General features: G+C 69.3%; 12 protein-coding genes and 1 pseudogene. 6 read left to right on the top strand and 7 right to left on the bottom strand.

Annotation, left to right across the window (positions count from 1 at the left end):
* Positions 1–151: pseudogene (locus OQF70_RS09070) on the top strand (RNA-guided endonuclease TnpB family protein); the annotation flags it as partial.
* Between the two features lie 331 nt (positions 152–482).
* A complete protein-coding gene (locus tag OQF70_RS09065) occupies positions 483–1,673 on the top strand; it encodes a CARDB domain-containing protein (protein ID WP_321169493.1) in 1,191 nt (396 codons plus the stop codon).
* A 408-nt stretch (positions 1,674–2,081) separates the two neighbouring features.
* Here OQF70_RS09065 and OQF70_RS09060 read toward each other — a convergent pair whose 3' ends face one another.
* The 4 genes from OQF70_RS09060 to cobN all read right to left on the bottom strand — a co-directional run bounded on the left by OQF70_RS09060 (position 2,082) and on the right by cobN (position 8,790).
* Positions 2,082–3,014, bottom strand: coding sequence for a CbiX/SirB N-terminal domain-containing protein (locus OQF70_RS09060; RefSeq protein WP_280537132.1), 933 nt, complete (start codon positions 3,012–3,014; stop codon positions 2,082–2,084).
* Between the two features lie 166 nt (positions 3,015–3,180).
* A complete protein-coding gene (locus OQF70_RS09055) occupies positions 3,181–3,993 on the bottom strand; it encodes a cobalt-precorrin-7 (C(5))-methyltransferase (protein WP_280537131.1) in 813 nt (270 codons plus the stop codon).
* Positions 3,990–4,781: a precorrin-8X methylmutase gene (locus OQF70_RS09050; protein ID WP_280537130.1), complete on the bottom strand. Its 792-nt coding sequence runs from the start codon at positions 4,779–4,781 to the stop codon at positions 3,990–3,992. The genes OQF70_RS09055 and OQF70_RS09050 overlap by 4 nt, the downstream gene beginning before the upstream one ends.
* Complete coding sequence (gene cobN / locus OQF70_RS09045) at positions 4,771–8,790, bottom strand: cobaltochelatase subunit CobN (RefSeq protein WP_280537129.1); 4,020 nt, start codon at positions 8,788–8,790, stop codon at positions 4,771–4,773. Before cobN ends, OQF70_RS09050 begins: the two co-directional genes overlap by 11 nt.
* 34 nt (positions 8,791–8,824) lie before the next feature.
* Between cobN and OQF70_RS09040 the strand changes: the two genes are divergently transcribed.
* The 4 genes from OQF70_RS09040 to OQF70_RS09025 all read left to right on the top strand — a co-directional run bounded on the left by OQF70_RS09040 (position 8,825) and on the right by OQF70_RS09025 (position 13,152).
* The gene (locus OQF70_RS09040) at positions 8,825–11,356 is read left to right on the top strand and encodes a VWA domain-containing protein (protein ID WP_280537128.1); all 2,532 of its coding nucleotides are present in this window, start codon (positions 8,825–8,827) and stop codon (positions 11,354–11,356) included.
* A gap of 304 nt (positions 11,357–11,660) precedes the next feature.
* Positions 11,661–11,810: a CbtB domain-containing protein gene (locus OQF70_RS13445; RefSeq protein ID WP_321169494.1), complete on the top strand. Its 150-nt coding sequence runs from the start codon at positions 11,661–11,663 to the stop codon at positions 11,808–11,810.
* A 2-nt stretch (positions 11,811–11,812) separates the two neighbouring features.
* Entirely contained in the window at positions 11,813–12,802 is a 990-nt protein-coding gene (locus OQF70_RS09030; protein WP_280537126.1) for a CbtA family protein, read from the top strand.
* Positions 12,802–13,152 (top strand): (2Fe-2S) ferredoxin domain-containing protein, encoded by a 351-nt coding sequence (locus tag OQF70_RS09025; RefSeq protein ID WP_280537125.1) that lies wholly within the window; start codon positions 12,802–12,804, stop codon positions 13,150–13,152. The genes OQF70_RS09030 and OQF70_RS09025 overlap by 1 nt, the downstream gene beginning before the upstream one ends.
* A 136-nt stretch (positions 13,153–13,288) precedes the next feature.
* Here OQF70_RS09025 and OQF70_RS09020 read toward each other — a convergent pair whose 3' ends face one another.
* From OQF70_RS09020 to OQF70_RS09010, 3 genes are all read right to left on the bottom strand, one after another.
* Complete coding sequence (locus OQF70_RS09020; RefSeq protein ID WP_280537124.1) at positions 13,289–13,969, bottom strand: class I SAM-dependent methyltransferase; 681 nt, start codon at positions 13,967–13,969, stop codon at positions 13,289–13,291.
* Between the two features lie 114 nt (positions 13,970–14,083).
* Positions 14,084–15,421 (bottom strand): glutamate dehydrogenase GdhB, encoded by a 1,338-nt coding sequence (gene gdhB / locus OQF70_RS09015; RefSeq protein ID WP_280537123.1) that lies wholly within the window; start codon positions 15,419–15,421, stop codon positions 14,084–14,086.
* Complete coding sequence (locus OQF70_RS09010) at positions 15,421–15,564, bottom strand: rubrerythrin-like domain-containing protein (RefSeq protein ID WP_280537121.1); 144 nt, start codon at positions 15,562–15,564, stop codon at positions 15,421–15,423. Before OQF70_RS09010 ends, gdhB begins: the two co-directional genes overlap by 1 nt.
* Between the last annotated feature and the right edge of the window lie 52 nt (positions 15,565–15,616).

Raw genomic sequence — 15,616 nt, 5'->3', positions numbered from 1 at the left:
TCGCGGACTCTCCAAACTAGGAGTGGGACACTCCGAAGCAACGCCTGTGGAGACTGCGCTCCCTGTGGATACACCCGTATCTGCAAAGCGCGTCGTGGAAACAGGAAGCCCCACCCTCAAGGAACGAGCCGCGTCAGCGGCGAGTGAGTAGGGTGGGGTAGTTCACCGGTTCGGACTCCAGCGCAAACAGAGATTGACAAGCGGTACAGCAACAGTCACTGCCGGAGCCGTAGTGGGTCTCATCTGGTTGCTGTCACTCGCGTAGTCACCAGCCATCTGCTACGGGTTCGGAGCGACAGTCGAGGGAGCCGTCATTTGTGTACCCGGAACCGATGTCAAAAACAGACGCAAGCACGGCTCTGATGTCATTCTGAGTCTGTGAATCCGAGACTCGCCGTCCCAGCGCCGATTATGTCTGTTGGATAGGATTTCAACAGAGCTAATCTACCGTAACCAATAACAGGTTTACTCTTGACTACCGAATGATGATTTCTGTCCTCTGTCTGTCATCACGTGGCGAAAGGCGGGAGGGTTCGGAGATAGTGACGGCGTGGCGTCGCGTACTCGGGGTTGCTGTGCTCGTCGTCTTGAGTTCGCTCACCGGGATCGGAGCGGGTACTGGAGCGACTGGAGCAGCCGCCGGGAACGGTATCGCTATTGAGGGGGGCCAAACGATCCCGGCACCGACGAATGTGTCTGATACGCCACAGCAATCGAATCCCGACCGTTTCTCCGTCTCGATCGTCGAAGGAGGGGCGATCACCCAAGGAGCCGAGCGAGATGTCACGATTCACGTGACGAACCACGGCAACGAGCCGGTCCGAAACGTGGCTGCCAAACTGTTCATCGATGATCCGTTCGACGCGAGCAACGACACGGCCCGTCTCGATTCGTTGGCCCCTGGAGAGACACGGAACCTGACGTTCACCGTCAACGCGTCGGCGTCGGCCGCCCCGGAGACTTCTCACCCCCTCGAGATGGACTTCAGGTACGACCGACAAGGGAGCACCTATCTTTCGAAGACGTATCGGCTCAATCTGACTGTTCTCCGGCCGGCCGTCATTGGCCGGCTCGTTCGCGGCGACGGCACTCCCGTGACGAACGCGTCGGCGGTGCTCGTCGGCCCCGACGGGAACCACACGCGGGAGCCGCTGAACGCGACCGGCGGGTTCGCGTTCACGTCTTGGCAAGGGGACTCCGACCTCCCGAGCAACACCTACGTGCTTGGCGTCGTCCAGACTGGCAGTCCGCGCGACGGCGTCCCGGACGCCGCGGGTCTCGAGAACGTCACCGTTCCCGACAACCGCTCTATCGGACGCGTTACCGTTCCGAATGCGGATCGCGTGACCGTTACGGTAGTCAACACCACCGGCGCCCCGGTCAGCGATATCGCGGTCAACGTCGGGAGCGACGGGGTGACCCTCCGCGGCGAGACCACCGCGAACGGACGGCTCGAAGTCGGGAACACAACCCGGATCGAGATCGCGGGTCGTCCCACGTTCGAAATCAGTGACACCTACACCGTCGAGAACCGCTCGCGGAGTGGATCGGAGGTCACCCTCGTCCTTCGACAGGCGTCCAGCGCCAGCGGCGTTCCCGGGTTCGGTGTCGGCGTGGGGGTGCTGTCGCTCCTCATCGCGGGACTCCTTATACGCCGGCGCACAGGAGGGTGACGTCGGAACGCCACAGCACCGACGTGATATCCCTCCGTGGTGGCTGGGGACCGCTACCGTGGCCTCGGTGACCGTCTCTCCCTGTAGCATCCGAGACTATACGACGTTCCTTTCCGGGTCAACCACGTGCGACTTGGTGGTTGGTGCCCTCCAGAGACGACGTCGGCACCGGCAGGACCGCCACCTCGCCGGCGCCGGTTACCGACGTCCGTCGGCTGCCATCCAGGAGTACACGGCGCCGGTTCGCGTCACGTCGGAGCCGTCGAGCAGCCGCGCGGTCAGGTTCAGGAAGTACGGCCGTTCCGCGTCGGCGGCGGCGAGGGCGCTCTCTAGCCGCTCCTCGATGTCGACCCTATGAATGCCCCAGCTGGATCCGGAGCGCGACGACCGCGACGCCCGCGACGACCGTTACCGTCGATCGACCGGTCCGGAACGCGATGATGCTCCGGAGTCGGAGCCCGTTCGGGAGTCCCGTGTACCCTCACCGTCGGTGACGATCGCCCGTTTCGGCGTCGAGGATCGGGGCAGCGACGATCCGTTGGGCTCGGTGGTAGGGTGGTCGGTGGACTCTTCGTCCGAGTCCTGCGCCGTGAGCGCGCGCTGTCTCTCGACCTCGGCGTGGATCGCGTCGGTGAGTCGGGAATGGTCGCCGAAGGGGTCGCCGTAGTCGATCCCGCCGCGATCGAGTTCGAGCTCGGCCGGGATCCGGTCCTCGGTCGCTGCCGACCGGCTCACGAACAGCGGGACGGCGACGATGCGGTCGCCGGTCACGGCGTACCGCACGCACTCGACGGCGGGGTTCTGCAGGAGGTAGCAGGGAACGACCTCGGCGTACGCCGACCGGGAGCGGAGTCGGTCCGCGTGATACTCCGCCATCCGGCGTCCGTGCGGCTTCGAGCTGCTGCCGAACGCCACGAGCACCAGCGAGACGTCCGGGTCCGCATCCGCGTCCGAATCCGCGTCCGTGGAACCGCGACCTGCAGCGGTCGATGCCCCCGCCCGCGATCGTGCCGCGTCGGCGCGCGCCGCGATCACGTCCGTCGTCGCCGAGCTCGTTCCGACGGGGTCACAGTACCTCACGTCGCCGGGGATCGCGGACAGCGCCGCCGGGATGGCGTCGACGGTGTCGTAGCCGTGAGCGGCACACATCGGGACCGCGTACGTGACGTCGGCGTCGATGTCGCGAAACCGATCGCGGAGTTCCCGCCCGGGTTCCTCGGCGTAACGGGCGATCTCGACGTCGATACCGGTGCGATCGGCGAGCCGATCGGCGTGCACGTGGAAGGTCTCGCGGGCGCCGCGTGTGTCACGACCGATGAGCAGGAGTGTTTCAGATCTCATTGGTTTCTACAAACTCACTTTATCTACACCAATTTAACTTGCTAAAGGCGAGGGTCACGGATCCCAAATAGGTTGTGGTCGCGCCGAGCAGATCGGCCGGACCGGTCAGCCGGACGGGGTGACCGAACGGATCAACCGGACGACGGTCCACGCTCGAAGGAGGCCATCACTGGATCGGCGCCCGGACCGCGAGGACGGAGAGATCGGAGAACGTGGAGGTGGCGCTTCCCTCCTCCCCGGTTTCACTCGCTGCGCTCCCATCAGTTCGGGCGGCGGCGAGTTCCCCGAGCGTCGATCGAGTGATCTGCTCGTCCTCGTGCGTGAGTCGCTCGAGGACGAGAGCCTCAAGCGACGGATCGGCGTCGGTCGTCTCGAGGAGGTCCGCCGCAACGTCCTCGGGCATCAGATCGAACGGGCGGGGAAGCACCAGCAGATGTCGGTCGCCGACGTCGTCCCGCAACCGCGCGAGATCATCGTCAACGTCGCCGCTCTTGTGTAGCGTCACGAACGTCGTCGTCTCCATCGGCGTCCGTGCCCGACTCGCCGCGACCTGCAACGAGGAGATCCCGGGGATCACCCGCACCGGTCGATCGACGGCCGACTGGACCTTCCCGACGAACTGGTAGCCGGAGTGGTTCGGATCGCCCATCAGGACGGCCGTTCCGGCCGCACCGTCGGCGACGCGATCGGCGAACGCTGCCAGCGTGTCGGCCTCGTCGCGGTAGCCGCAGGCCAGGACCTCGGCGTCGACCGACATCGCGTCGGTCAGGAACGAACAGACCGTTTCGAAGCCGACGACGACGTCGGCCTCCCGGACCGCTCGGCGCGCTCGGGGGGTCAGGTACTCCGGATTTCCCGGACCGATCCCGACGGCGTAGACCGGGGGGATGTCGGCCCCGTCGGCCCCGTCGGACTCCGGTTCGGCAGCCGCCAGCGCCGCCGGATCCGGACCGGTCTCGAGGTCGTACGTATCGCTCACGATGACCCCGGCGACTCCGGCACCCACTCGGCGTCGATCTCCCCCTGGCGGACGTCGCTCGCGACGTGGATCAGCTCGTTCGTGAGGCCGGCGGCGAGCCCGCTGCCGCCGCGGCGCCCGACGTTCGTGATCGTCGGAACACCGTGTTCGGCGGCGACCTCGCGCAGGCGGGCCCGACTCTCGGCGGCCTTGACGAACCCGACCGGCGTGGCGACGACGACCGCAGGGCGAGTCCCGTCTTCAATGCAGTCGGCGAGCGCGAGCGCGGCGGTCGGCGCGTTTCCGACCACCGCGATCGCGTCGTCGTAGACGCCATCCCGATCGAGTTCGAGGACCGAGGCCGCGGTGCGGGTCATCCCGGTTTGCTCGGCCAGCTCGGATCCGTTCCCGATCGCCTTTCGAACCGGACAGTCGTGGCCGCGGCCGGTGATCCCGGCCTTCACCATCGTGATGTCGGTCACGATCGGCCGCGAGTCGAGGACCGCGCGCGCGCCGGCACGGACCGGTTCGTCGTCTTCGTGGGTCAGTCCGTCGTCACTCCCCTCGTCGGCGGTCGGTCCGTCGTCATCAGTTGCGCCCGTAAACCGGATCAGGTGCTGGAACTCCGGGTCGCCGGTCGCGTGGACGGACTTCCCCCGGATCCGGTCGGCGAGCGTCTCGTGGGGGACGATCTCGCGGACCCGGTCCATGCTCGTCTCGGCGATCGCCATCGCGTTCTCGGTGGTGGCGCCGAGGTCGGCGTACTCCTGATCCGGACCGTCAGTATCGGCGGCGTTCTCAGTCGTCATCGCTCGACACCTCCGAAACCCGCCGGTCGCCGGCACGTGTCTCCGAGTCGCCGGCCCGGGCCTCCAGGTCGCCGTCGGCCTGCAGGAGAACGTCGCGAAGCCGGTCCTCGACGGCGGCGTCGGCGTCCCACAGACCGCGGTCGATCGCCTCGAGCAGGGTGTCGGCGATGCTCTCGAGCGCCCAAGGGTTCACCTCGCGGAGCCACTCGCGGCGGTCCGCATCCAGGGCGTACTTCCCGGCGACCTCGCTCCAGAGGGCGTCGCTCACGACGCCGGTCGTCGCGTCCCACCCGAGAACGACGTCGACCGTGGTGGAGAGGTCGCCGGCACCCTTGTAGCCGTGCTCGGTCATGCTGTCGATCCATTCGGGGTTGAGCACGCGGGCGCGCATCGCCTTCCGGACCTTCTGCTCGTTCGTGTACACCGAGACCGCGTCCGGGTCGCTCGAGTCGCCGACGTAGGACGCCGGCTCCTCGCCCGCGATCTCCGTGACGGCGGTGATGAACCCGCCGTGGAAGGCGTACCAGTCGGAGCTGTCGAACTCGTCCTGCTCGGCGGTGTCCTCGATCTTCACGGTCGCCTCGACGCTCCCGAGCCGGCGCTCGAAGGCCTCGTGGGCCTCGGTCACCCGGCCCCGCGACCCCAGCGCGTAGCCGCCCCACTGGGTGTAGACGTCGGCGAGGTCGGAGCGGTCCTCCCAGTTCCCCTCGTCGACGGCCTTGTTCGTGCCGGCGCCGTAGCCGCCCGGTTTCGTCGTGAACACGCGATGGGTCGCGGCCGCCTCGGGGTCCTCAAGGCCGGCCTCGCGGAGGCGGTCGGTCTCCGCCTCGACGTGTTTCTTCACGTAGTTCCGGTCGTGCGGCTCGTCGAGCGCGACGACCGCCTCGACCGCGTCGTGGATCACGCCGGCCGCCTGCGGGAACGCGTCGCGGAAGAGCCCCGAGACGCGCGTCGTCACGTCGATCCGGGGCCGACCGAGCTCCTCGAGCGGGACCGGATCCACGCCGTCCACCCGACCGGCGTCGGTCCACTCCGGCTCGACGCCCATCAGCGCGAGAACCTGCGCGATCGTCTCCCCTCGGGTGCGGACGGTCGGGGTCCCCCAGGCGACGACGCCGATCTCCTCGGGATACTCGCCGTGCTCGTCACGGTGGCGTTCGGCGACGCCCGCTGCGACCTCCCGGCCGACCGCCCAGGCGCTCCTGGCCGGCACCTTCCGGGGATCGAGCGTGTAGAAGTTGCGCCCGGTCGGCAGCAGGTCGACGCCGCCGCGCGTGGGCGCGCCGCTACCGCCCGGCGGGACGTACTCCCCTGCCAGCGCGTCGGCCGTTCTGGGGATCTCCTCGCTGGCGCCCCGGACGCGGGGCGCAGCCTCCTCGCAGACGAACGCGAGCGCCTCCCGCAGGTCCTCGTGGGCGCCCGGTTGCGCGCGTGCGTCGCCGATCGGGTCGAGGTCGACCACGAGGAGGTTCATATTCACCTCGCTGTCGGGGTCGGCGAGTTCGGACGCCGGCACGTCGAAGTCGTGCTCGGCGAGGGCGGTGACGAGCTCCAGGCTCGTCTCGTGGACGACGTCGGCCGCCGCCGACAGCGTCATCCCGAGGTCCTCGTCGTAGACGCCGGGCTCGTTCACCATCCGGTCGTGGTCGACGCCGAGGACGCCGGCGACGCTCTCCCGCAGGCTCGGGCCGCCGGGGTTCTCGAGGCGCGTGAGCGCCACGAGGTACTGCACGAGCCGATCGTCGGCCGGCGGCTCGCCCATCGTGTGGAGGCCGTACCGGATCTGTGTCGTCTTCACGTCCGTGAGGTACTCGTGAACGCGTTCGACCAGCTCGTCGACGCCGACGACGTCGCCCTCGACGTCTCCCTCGGCCAGCGTGGACCCCGCCGCGTCGGGACCGCGAACGTCGGCGCGCTCGTCGATCGCGCCCTCGATCCCGAGTTCGACCGCCAGATCGAGGTCGTCGACCGTCTCGCGAAGCTGCCGCTCGAGGCGTTCGCCGTCGTCGGTCCGGGCGTCCGCCATCCCGGCCTCGCGATAGCGGTCGGCGAGCTCCTCCAGCTCGGCGAGCTCGTCGTAGGTGCCGGCGGTGCCCATCACGGGCGTGAGATGGTCGACGATCGCCGCGTACGAGCGACGCTTCGCCTGCGTCCCCTCGCCGGGATTGTTGATGATGTAGGGATAGACGTTCGGGAGATCGTCCACCAACCCGTCCGGCGCGCTCGACCCGTCGAGTCCGACCGTCTTCCCGGGGAGCCACTCGAGGCTCCCGTGGGTGCCGAGGTGAACGACCGCATCCGCCGCGAAGGTGTTTCGCAGCCAGGCGTAGAAGGCCACGTAGTCGTGTGGCGGCTGGAGATCGGAGTCGTGATACACCTTCGAGGGATCCATCCCGAACCCGCGGGGCGGCTGGACGGTGACGAGGACGTTCCCGAACTCGACGCCGGGGATCGCGAACGGCCGGTCCGGCGGATCGCCCCACTCCTCACGCACGGCCTCGACGAGGTCGTCGTCGAGCGCATCGAACCACTCGCGATACCGGTCGGGCTCGACGACGTCGACGCTCGCCTCGCGGACGTCCTCGGGCACGACCCACCGGTCGTCGAGCGTCAGCTGGCTCGTCAGCTGATCGATCAGGTCGGCGCCGTCGACCGGTGGGCCCCCGGTGGAGGGGTCGTCGACCGGGGAGCCCTGAGTCGACGGGTCGTCGGCTCCCGCGCCGGTGCCGAGGTCGTAGCCGCGGTCGGCCAACTCCTCCAGGAGGTTGACGGTGCTCGCGGGCGTATCGAGTCCGAAGGCGGTTCCGATCCCGTCGTCGCTCGGCGGGTAGTTGTGCAGGACGACCGCGACGCGCGTGTCGGGATTGGGGATGTGTCGGAGCCGGGCCCAGTTGACCGCGAGCCGGGCCGCGTGGTCGACGCGGTCGTCGATCGGGAAGTGCTGCTTGGGCGCGGTGCCGATGTCGGCGTCGTCGTCGGTCCGCTCCTTCCCGCTTATCGGGTGCGTGATCACGTTGCCGTCGAACTCCGGGAGTGCGACCGAGAGGGCGAGTTCGAAGCCCATCACGCCCGTGTCGCTGGCGGCGTACCGCGACCGCGAGCGCATCGTGGTGACGGTCTGGATGACGGGCACGCCGAGGCGATCGAGGAAGACGTCCTCGGCCGACTCGCCCTCGTCGCTCGCCTCGCGGCCCCGCTCGTCCATCGAGAGGGAGAACATGAACGACGAGCAGACGGCGTCGACGATCGGCTCCCCCGACGCGTCGGTGAGCCACTCGTCGGTGACGCGCTCGGCGTCCCAGCCGCCGTCTTCCTCGGAGGCCGGGTTGCAGAAGACGGGCAGCGCGTTCGCCCCCTGGGCCTCGATCGCCCGGACCTGCGCGTCGACGTACCGGAGGTTCTCGTGGGTCCAGTGGGACTCGTAGAACCAGACGGCGACCGTCGGCGCGTCGGGATCGAGGGTCGCCAACAGCTCCTCGTAACTCGCGCCCGGATGGTCCGGGTGGTAGACGCCCTCGGTTGGCAGGGCGACGGGGTCGTCGTACGGACGGTCGTCCGAGGTTGGGTCGTCAGGGGACACGTCCTCGTCCGGCGACTCTTCCCCTCCATTCGTGCCGCCGTATTCGTGCGCGAGGAAGCGGAGGCAGTTGGCCACGTTGACGGTGCCGCCCCGATCGAGGTACTCGTACACGCGATCGCGGACGGCGGCGTCGACGGTCGTGTCCTCGAGCGCGTAGGCGTCGCCGGTCGATTTCACCACCAGCGGGACGCCCGCCTCGGTCAGCCGGTCGACCGCCGGCTCGTAGCCCGGCATACTCGCCTCGGAGCCGTGCAGCCAGCAGATCACGGCGGTCACGTCGGTCAGCTCGTCGACGAACGCGGCGGCGTCGGCCTCGTCGTCGAGGTCGCTCGCGGACCGGACGACCAGCTCGGCGTCGACGTCGGCCGCCGCGCGCTGGATCGCCCCCAGTTCGTTCTCGGTCGCGGTGTAGATCCCGATGGTTGGCATAAGGTTGTTAAATCTCCTTGTGTCTAAGACAAGTATGGTTGAATTAGGATCGGACAAAAAGGCTTCGCACGATCGAGGGGCGGAGCGGTCTCGGAGATCGGAGCAGGAACGCGGCCGGGGGGACGCTCGGGAACGCGGCCGGGGGAGCGATCGGGAACGAGACCGGGAGGTAGCTCGTGGACGCGAGCGGGAGGGAGCGCTCCCGTTCGGGGCGATCGTCGGCCAGGATGACCTCAAACGGGGGCTCCTCGCCGTCGCGGCCAACGACGATCTCGACGGGCTCCTGATACGCGGCGCGAAGGGGACGGCGAAGTCCACGGCGGTGCGTGGCCTCGCCGGCCTGCTGCCGACCCAGACCGTGGTCGAGGGGTGTCCGTACGGCTGTCCGCCGGACGATCCCGGCCGGCAGTGTGCGGACTGCCGATCCCGTCCGGCGGCGGAGATTGAGACGACCGAACGGCCGGTGCCGGTGGTCACGCTCCCGCTGAGCGCGACCCGCGAGCGCGTGGTCGGAACGCTCTCGGTGGCCGACGCGCTGGCGGGCGAGTACGAGTTCGATCCCGGCGTGCTCGCGCGGGCCAACCGGGGGATCCTCTACGTCGACGAGGTGAACCTCCTCGGGGACCACCTGGTCGATACGCTGTTGGACGCCGCCGCAAGCGGCGTCAATCGCGTCGAGCGCGACGGCGTGAGCGTCACCCACCCGGCGTCGTTCACCCTCGTCGGAACGATGAACCCGGAGGAGGGCGACCTCCGACCACAGCTGCGCGACCGGTTCGCCCTCCAAACGACCGTGACGGGCTGTGACTCGATCGACGACCGAGTGGCGATCATCGATCGCGCGCTCGGTGATGACGGGGAGGAGCGGGGACGGGAGGACGGACAGGGGGAAGCGAACGCGAACGACCCCGACACGGACGCGTATCGCGAGCGCCTTCGGCGGGCCCGTCGGCGCCTCCCGGACGTCACGCTGCCGCGGTCGTTCCGCGAGGAGATCGCCGAGCTGTGCCGCGACGCCGGCGTGGAGGGCCACCGTGGCGACATCGCGACCGCCCGCGCCGCGCGTACCTTCGCCGCCCTGGAGGACCGCGGGCGCGTGCTCGAGTCGGACGTCCGCGAGGCCGCGTCGTTCGCGCTCGCCCACCGGCTGCGGTCGGACCCGTTCGACTCGGCCCCCGAACCGGAGGATCGCATCGACGAGCACTTCGCGTCCGACGGCGACGGGGACGTTCCGGAGGACACGGAGGGTGCAACATCGGAGGATGAGGACGGTCGGCGCAACGGGGGCGCGACGCCGAACGCCACGGCCGGCGATCCGGAGGGCGCCGACGGCGCGGACGCGGAGCCCGCGGACGGCGTCGAACGCGACGCGGACACCGAAGCCGGGTCCGAGGTCGATCGCGATGCACCCGGTCGCGGCAGCGATCCGGAACCGGCTGGCGAGCATGCGGACGACGAGGGTGACACGGACGAGGACGATGTGAACGAGGGAGCGATGAACGAAGGTGGGGCGAACGAGGGGGAGACGGACGGAGACGATGCGAATGGAGACGATGCAACCGACGGGGACGCGATCGACGGAGACGCAAATAACAGCGATCGGGAGGAGCGAACCCCGATCGTTCCCGGCCAGTCACGCGCCTCCGTCGGCCGGAGCCGTGCGCCCGAGATCTCGGTCCCGGACGCCAAGGACGCCGGTCCGGACGCACACGACGCAGCCGACCTCCGGTCCGGATCCGGGACGCGGCCGTCCGCGGAGGGCGACGTGGCCGGACCCCGCGTCCGGTCGGAGCGGGCCGACACGACCGCGGCGAGCGCGGACGTCGACGTCGGCGCGTCCCTCCGTGCGGCGACACGTCGGGGGGCATCGTCGATCGAATCACGGGACCTCAGGCGGTCGGTGCGGCGCGGGGACGCCGACACGCTCGTGACCTTCGTCGTCGACGCCAGCGCCTCGATGCGGCCGGCGATGCGGGCAGCCAAAGGGGTCGTGCTGGAGCTGCTGCGGGACGCCTACGAGGGCCGGGAGGAGGTGGCGTTCGTCGCTTTCGCCGGGACGGACGCCGACGTGCTGCTCCCGCCGACGGACAGCGTCGGGATGGCGGCTCGGCACTTAAAGGACCTCCCGACGGGCGACCGGACGCCGCTGCCCGCCGGCCTGCGGACCGCGGCGACGGTCGTTCGGCGGGCCGATCCCGCAGCCGGCGTCGTCGTGGTCGTCACCGACGGGCGCGCGAACGTCGCCGACGGGAGTCCGAGCGCGGAGACGCGCGCCGCGGGCCGGGAGCTCGCTGAGACGGGCGCGCACGTGGTGGTCGTCGACGCCGGGGCCGAGCCCGAAAACGGCGGCTCCGGACACGGCGATCCCGGACGCGGCGACCCCGGATACGACGGTGCAGAGAAGCCGTCGGGGTCGGACCGTGGCGGCGGGAGTCGTCGTTCGGACCGAAACCGGTCGAGCCTCATCGGCCCCCTCCTCCGGACGACCGGCGGCGAGCGGATCCCGCTGTCGGCGCTGTCGGCGGACCGGATCGACGGGCAGGTCGCACGGGTCGATCGGGACTGACCGCCGTCGCCGACGTCACGTCGTGTTTATAAGCCATCACGACGACACCATCCGATAGTTTATAAGCTCTAGCGGCCGGTGTCCGGTGGGATTTATATATCGTAGCCGATCCGACTTGATCGGTTCGATCGGGGTGATCAGTTCGACCGAACTGACGGAGTCGACCCCACCCGTAAGTTTTACAACTTAACTTGATTTTATACAATTTGTATTTACAATGGCGCCGACCACCGACGTCACGGCCGATAGTGCACCGACGATCCCGACCGGAAACGCGGGGGACACCGTACAGGGGCGGCTCGATATCGCGCGACGGGAGGCGACGCCGGCGCAGATCGCGACCGCGTTCGCGCTCGTCGCGGCGCTCGGGTTCGCGCTGCTGTTCGTGCAGGAACCGATGGTCCACGACTCGCTTCACCACTTCCGACACGCCGCCGGCGTCACCTGCCACTGAGGATGCTCGCCGAGTACCTCACCCGCGGCGTGAAGGCCGGTGCCGTCGCGGGCCTCGTGTTCGGCCTGTTCGTCGCGCTCGTCGCGGCGCCGACCGTCGCGTTCGCCGACGAACTCGGCCACGACGACGCCGTGATCGAGGCAGGTGGCACGGACGCGACGGGGGCCGATCACGCCGACGACGAGGGAGACCACACGCACGGAGAGGACGGCGACCATACTCACGGAGACGATGGCGGCCAGGCCCACGCTGAGGACGGCGGCGATACCCACGACGCCGCCGTCTCCGGACCGGTCACGACCGTGGTGAGCATCGCCTCGAGCGCGCTCTGGGGGGTGCTCCTCGGCGCCGTCATCTTCGGGGCCGGGTTCTACCTGCTCGAGCCGCTGCTCCCCGGCGCACCGGGGTCGGGGATCAAACAGGCGGTCCTGGCCGGGATCGGGTTCATCACCGTCTCGGGTGCGCCCTGGCTCGTTCTGCCGCCACGGCCGCCGGGCGTCGAGGCGTCGCTGGCCATCCCGACGCGTCTGTGGCTGTACGGCGGGATGATGGTTCTGGGCGCGATCTGCGGCCTGCTCGCGCTGTGGACGTTCGATCGGCTTCGTCCCGCCGAGAGTGCCGGCGTCGCCGCACGCGCCGATGTCGACGGGCGTGTCGACGACGACGGACGTGACGGACACGGTCGCTCGCTCGCGCTGGCGGCGGCCGGTGCGCTGGCGCCGTTCGGACTCCTCGGCGTCGCGGCGTTCCTCGCCCCGACCGCCGCGATCGAGAGCACGCTCCCCGCGAGCCTCTCGACCGGGGTCGTCGGAATAACCGTCTTCGGGCAGCTCCTGCTGTGGGCGACCCTGGCCGGTGCACACGCGTGGCTGGTGCGTCGGCGACGCGGAACCGGTCGGCCAATCGACGCGGTCAACAGCGAGGCTGACGCCGGACGCACCCTCGATGACGATCCGGGGACGGGATCGAACCGCCCGCGGAGCGCGGACTAATGCGCGATCGAACCGACGCGGTCCGCGATCGCGGCCTCACGGACCACGTGCTCGTCTGTACACACGATCGCGATTCGGAATACGCCTGTTGTGCCGGTGCGGGCGGCGAGGCGGTGCTGGACGCTGTCCGGACGTGGCTCCGCGATCGTGACCTGTTCTGGTCCGGCGTCGCCGTCGCCGAGACGAGCTGTCTCGGGCTCTGTAGCGCGGACGGGGCGGCAGTCGTGATCCATCCGCGCGGACGATGGTACGCGGACGTGACGCCCGAGGACGTTCCCGAACTGCTGTCCCGGGAGTTCGGACCGGAGGACGTCGACGAGGGCCCGGGCACAGGTTCGGACGAGAACTAGTCCTGCAGGAACCGAACGCCGAGCAGGGGTCCACCGACGCAAACCGCGCGAGCGTCCGGTCACGGGAGGGATCGATCCGTGGTTCGGGGGCTCCGCGGATACCGTCTCGGGGGAACGTGTTCGCCGGCCATCCCGATCACGAGCGCTCGCCGCCGCGTCGACTCGGTCCCGTGCCCTCGTCGTCCGCGTCGACGCCGACGGTTCGGGTGGGGTATGACTGCCGCGATCCGGTCGACTTTCGCGCAACGACGCGGGCGGTCGCGCGTGACTTCCCGTCCGGCGGCCGCTCGGTTCCCTCGTCGTAGTGGAGGACGGTCAACCCGAGCGACGCCCGGAGCAGCTCGTTCGCGGCCAGTCGATAGCGTGGATCGCTCGACCCGCCCGGCGTCGGATCGGTCGACCGCAGGTGATGTTCGACGAAGAGGTAGCCGCCGGGCGTGATCGCCTCGATCAGGTCCGTAAAGCGGTCGAGACACCGGAAGAAGCTCACCGTCACCAGTGCGTACCGCTCGGCCGGGAGTCCGTAGGTCGACAGGTCGCCCTGTATCCAGTTGATCCGGTCGTCGACCCCGACGTCGGCCGCGTTTCCCCGGGCGATCGCGAGGCCGGTCCGCGCCAGATCGACCGCGTCGACCGTGTATCCCGCCTCGGCGAGGGCGATCGCGTTGCGGCCGGTTCCGGTTGCGACGTCGAGCGCCCGCCCGTCGGGCGCCGCGGACATATATCGACGCAGCACCGGCGACGGGTCGGGATTCGTCGGGTACGATCCCTCGCGAAACCGCCGCTCCCACTTCGATCGGATGGTCCGGTCGGTCATCGACGACGTATTCGGGCGGCGGGGATACGGAGGTATCGATCGTCAGGATCGGTTTCGTCGGCGGAAGCCACGAGCGAGGGTCAGATATCTCGGACGAGGGAGAACTCTCTCGAACTACGGCCAGAGTCCGCGGGCGTCGTGCGCCTCGGCGACGCGCGAGAGGGCGACGACGTAGGCGGCATCCCGCCAGGTCACCCCGCGCGACTCGTGTTCGCTTCGGACGGCGTTCCAGGCCTCGAGCATCTCGTCCTCGAGTTCCCCGCGAACCCGCTCGAGCGACCACGACCGGCGGTTGATGTCCTGGAGCCACTCGAAGTAGGAGACGGTGACGCCGCCGGCGTTCGCAAGGATGTCGGGGATGACGGGGACGTCCCGGTCCGCGAGGATCCGATCGGCGGCACTCGTCGTCGGGCCGTTCGCGCCCTCGACGACCATATCCGCCGAAACGCGCCCGGCGTTCTCGGCGGTGAGCACGTTTCCGAGCGCGGCGGGGATCAGGACGTCGACGTCGAGCTCGAGCAGCTCGTCGTTCGTGAGCGTCTCGGGGGCGGCGTGGTCCATCACGGCCTCGGGCTCCTCCTCGTGGGCGGGGATCGCGTGCGTGTCCAGACCGTTCACGTCGTAGACGGCGCCGTTGACGTCGCTGACCGCGACCACGTTGGCGCCCCAGTCGTCGAGCAGTCGGGCGGCGTTCGCGCCGACGCTGCCGTACCCCTGGATCGCGACCGACGTCTCGTCGATCGGCTTCCCGTAGTAGTCGATCGCCTCTCTGGCGATGATCGCGACGCTACGACCGGGCGCCTCGGCGCGGCCCTTGCTCCCGCCGATCACGGGCGGCTTGCCGGTGACCACGCCGGGAACTGTCTCGCCCTCCTGCATCGAGTAGGCGTCCATCAGCCACGCCATCGTCTGCGGGTCGGTCCCCATGTCGGGGGCCGGAATGTCGATCGTCGGGCCGATCTCGTCGCGGATCTCCCCGGCGAACCGGCGGGTCAGCCGCTCCGTCTCGGCCTCGCTCAGGTCCTTGGGGTTCACCGCGACGCCGCCCTTGGCCCCGCCGAAGGGCAGGTCCATCACGGCGCACTTCCAGGTCATCCACATCCCGAGCCCGACGCACTCGTCGCGGGTGACCTCGGGGTGATACCGCAGCCCGCCCTTGTACGGTCCGCGGACGCTGTCGTGCTGGGCGCGATAGCCGGTGAACACCTCGACGCTCCCGTCGTCACGTTCGACCGGAACCGTCACCTCGTGGACCGCCTTGGGATGGGCGAGTCGCTCGACGATGTTCGGGTCGATGTCGAGCCGATCGGCGGCGTGATGCAGCTGGCGGCGCGCCGTCTCCAGGGCGGATTCCGGTTCCGGTTCCGCGTCGGCATCGACGTCAGCGACGTCGTCGACGGCGTCGGTATCGGTGGCGTCGACGACGTGATCTGCGTCCGATCCCGCCGCCATTATTCGATCGGTGTCCCGCGGTTCCGGAGCTCGCCGCCACACTCGGAACATTCTCCCGGCGGATCAGCGGCCACAACGGTCGTTCCGCACTCGAAACACTCGTACTGCGTTCGGTCCTCGGTGGATAGGGTTGCGTCCTTCATGGGTTCGTGAGCGTCGTCCGCAGCACGCTCTACCAGGGGATAATAGGCGTAT

The organism is Halopenitus sp. POP-27 (assembly GCF_029889855.1).
Classification (GTDB): domain Archaea; phylum Halobacteriota; class Halobacteria; order Halobacteriales; family Haloferacaceae; genus Halopenitus; species Halopenitus malekzadehii.
Note: the sequence above shows the minus strand (reverse complement) of the source record. Positions and strands in the feature narration are given on the sequence as shown.

What these genes read in the sequence shown, in the direction of transcription:
- OQF70_RS09040 (WP_280537128.1), top strand. Translation starts at nt 8,825, where the DNA reads ATGGTTGAATTAGGATCGGACAAAAAGGCTTCGCACGATCGAGGGGCG.
- OQF70_RS09010 (WP_280537121.1), bottom strand. Translation starts at nt 15,564, where the DNA reads ATGAAGGACGCAACCCTATCCACCGAGGACCGAACGCAGTACGAGTGT.
- OQF70_RS09020 (WP_280537124.1), bottom strand. Translation starts at nt 13,969, where the DNA reads ATGACCGACCGGACCATCCGATCGAAGTGGGAGCGGCGGTTTCGCGAG.
- OQF70_RS09050 (WP_280537130.1), bottom strand. Translation starts at nt 4,781, where the DNA reads ATGACGACTGAGAACGCCGCCGATACTGACGGTCCGGATCAGGAGTAC.
- gdhB (WP_280537123.1), bottom strand. Translation starts at nt 15,421, where the DNA reads ATGGCGGCGGGATCGGACGCAGATCACGTCGTCGACGCCACCGATACC.
- cobN (WP_280537129.1), bottom strand. Translation starts at nt 8,790, where the DNA reads ATGCCAACCATCGGGATCTACACCGCGACCGAGAACGAACTGGGGGCG.
- OQF70_RS09060 (WP_280537132.1), bottom strand. Translation starts at nt 3,014, where the DNA reads ATGAGATCTGAAACACTCCTGCTCATCGGTCGTGACACACGCGGCGCC.
- OQF70_RS09025 (WP_280537125.1), top strand. Translation starts at nt 12,802, where the DNA reads ATGCGCGATCGAACCGACGCGGTCCGCGATCGCGGCCTCACGGACCAC.
- OQF70_RS09065 (WP_321169493.1), top strand. Translation starts at nt 483, where the DNA reads ATGATGATTTCTGTCCTCTGTCTGTCATCACGTGGCGAAAGGCGGGAG.
- OQF70_RS09030 (WP_280537126.1), top strand. Translation starts at nt 11,813, where the DNA reads ATGCTCGCCGAGTACCTCACCCGCGGCGTGAAGGCCGGTGCCGTCGCG.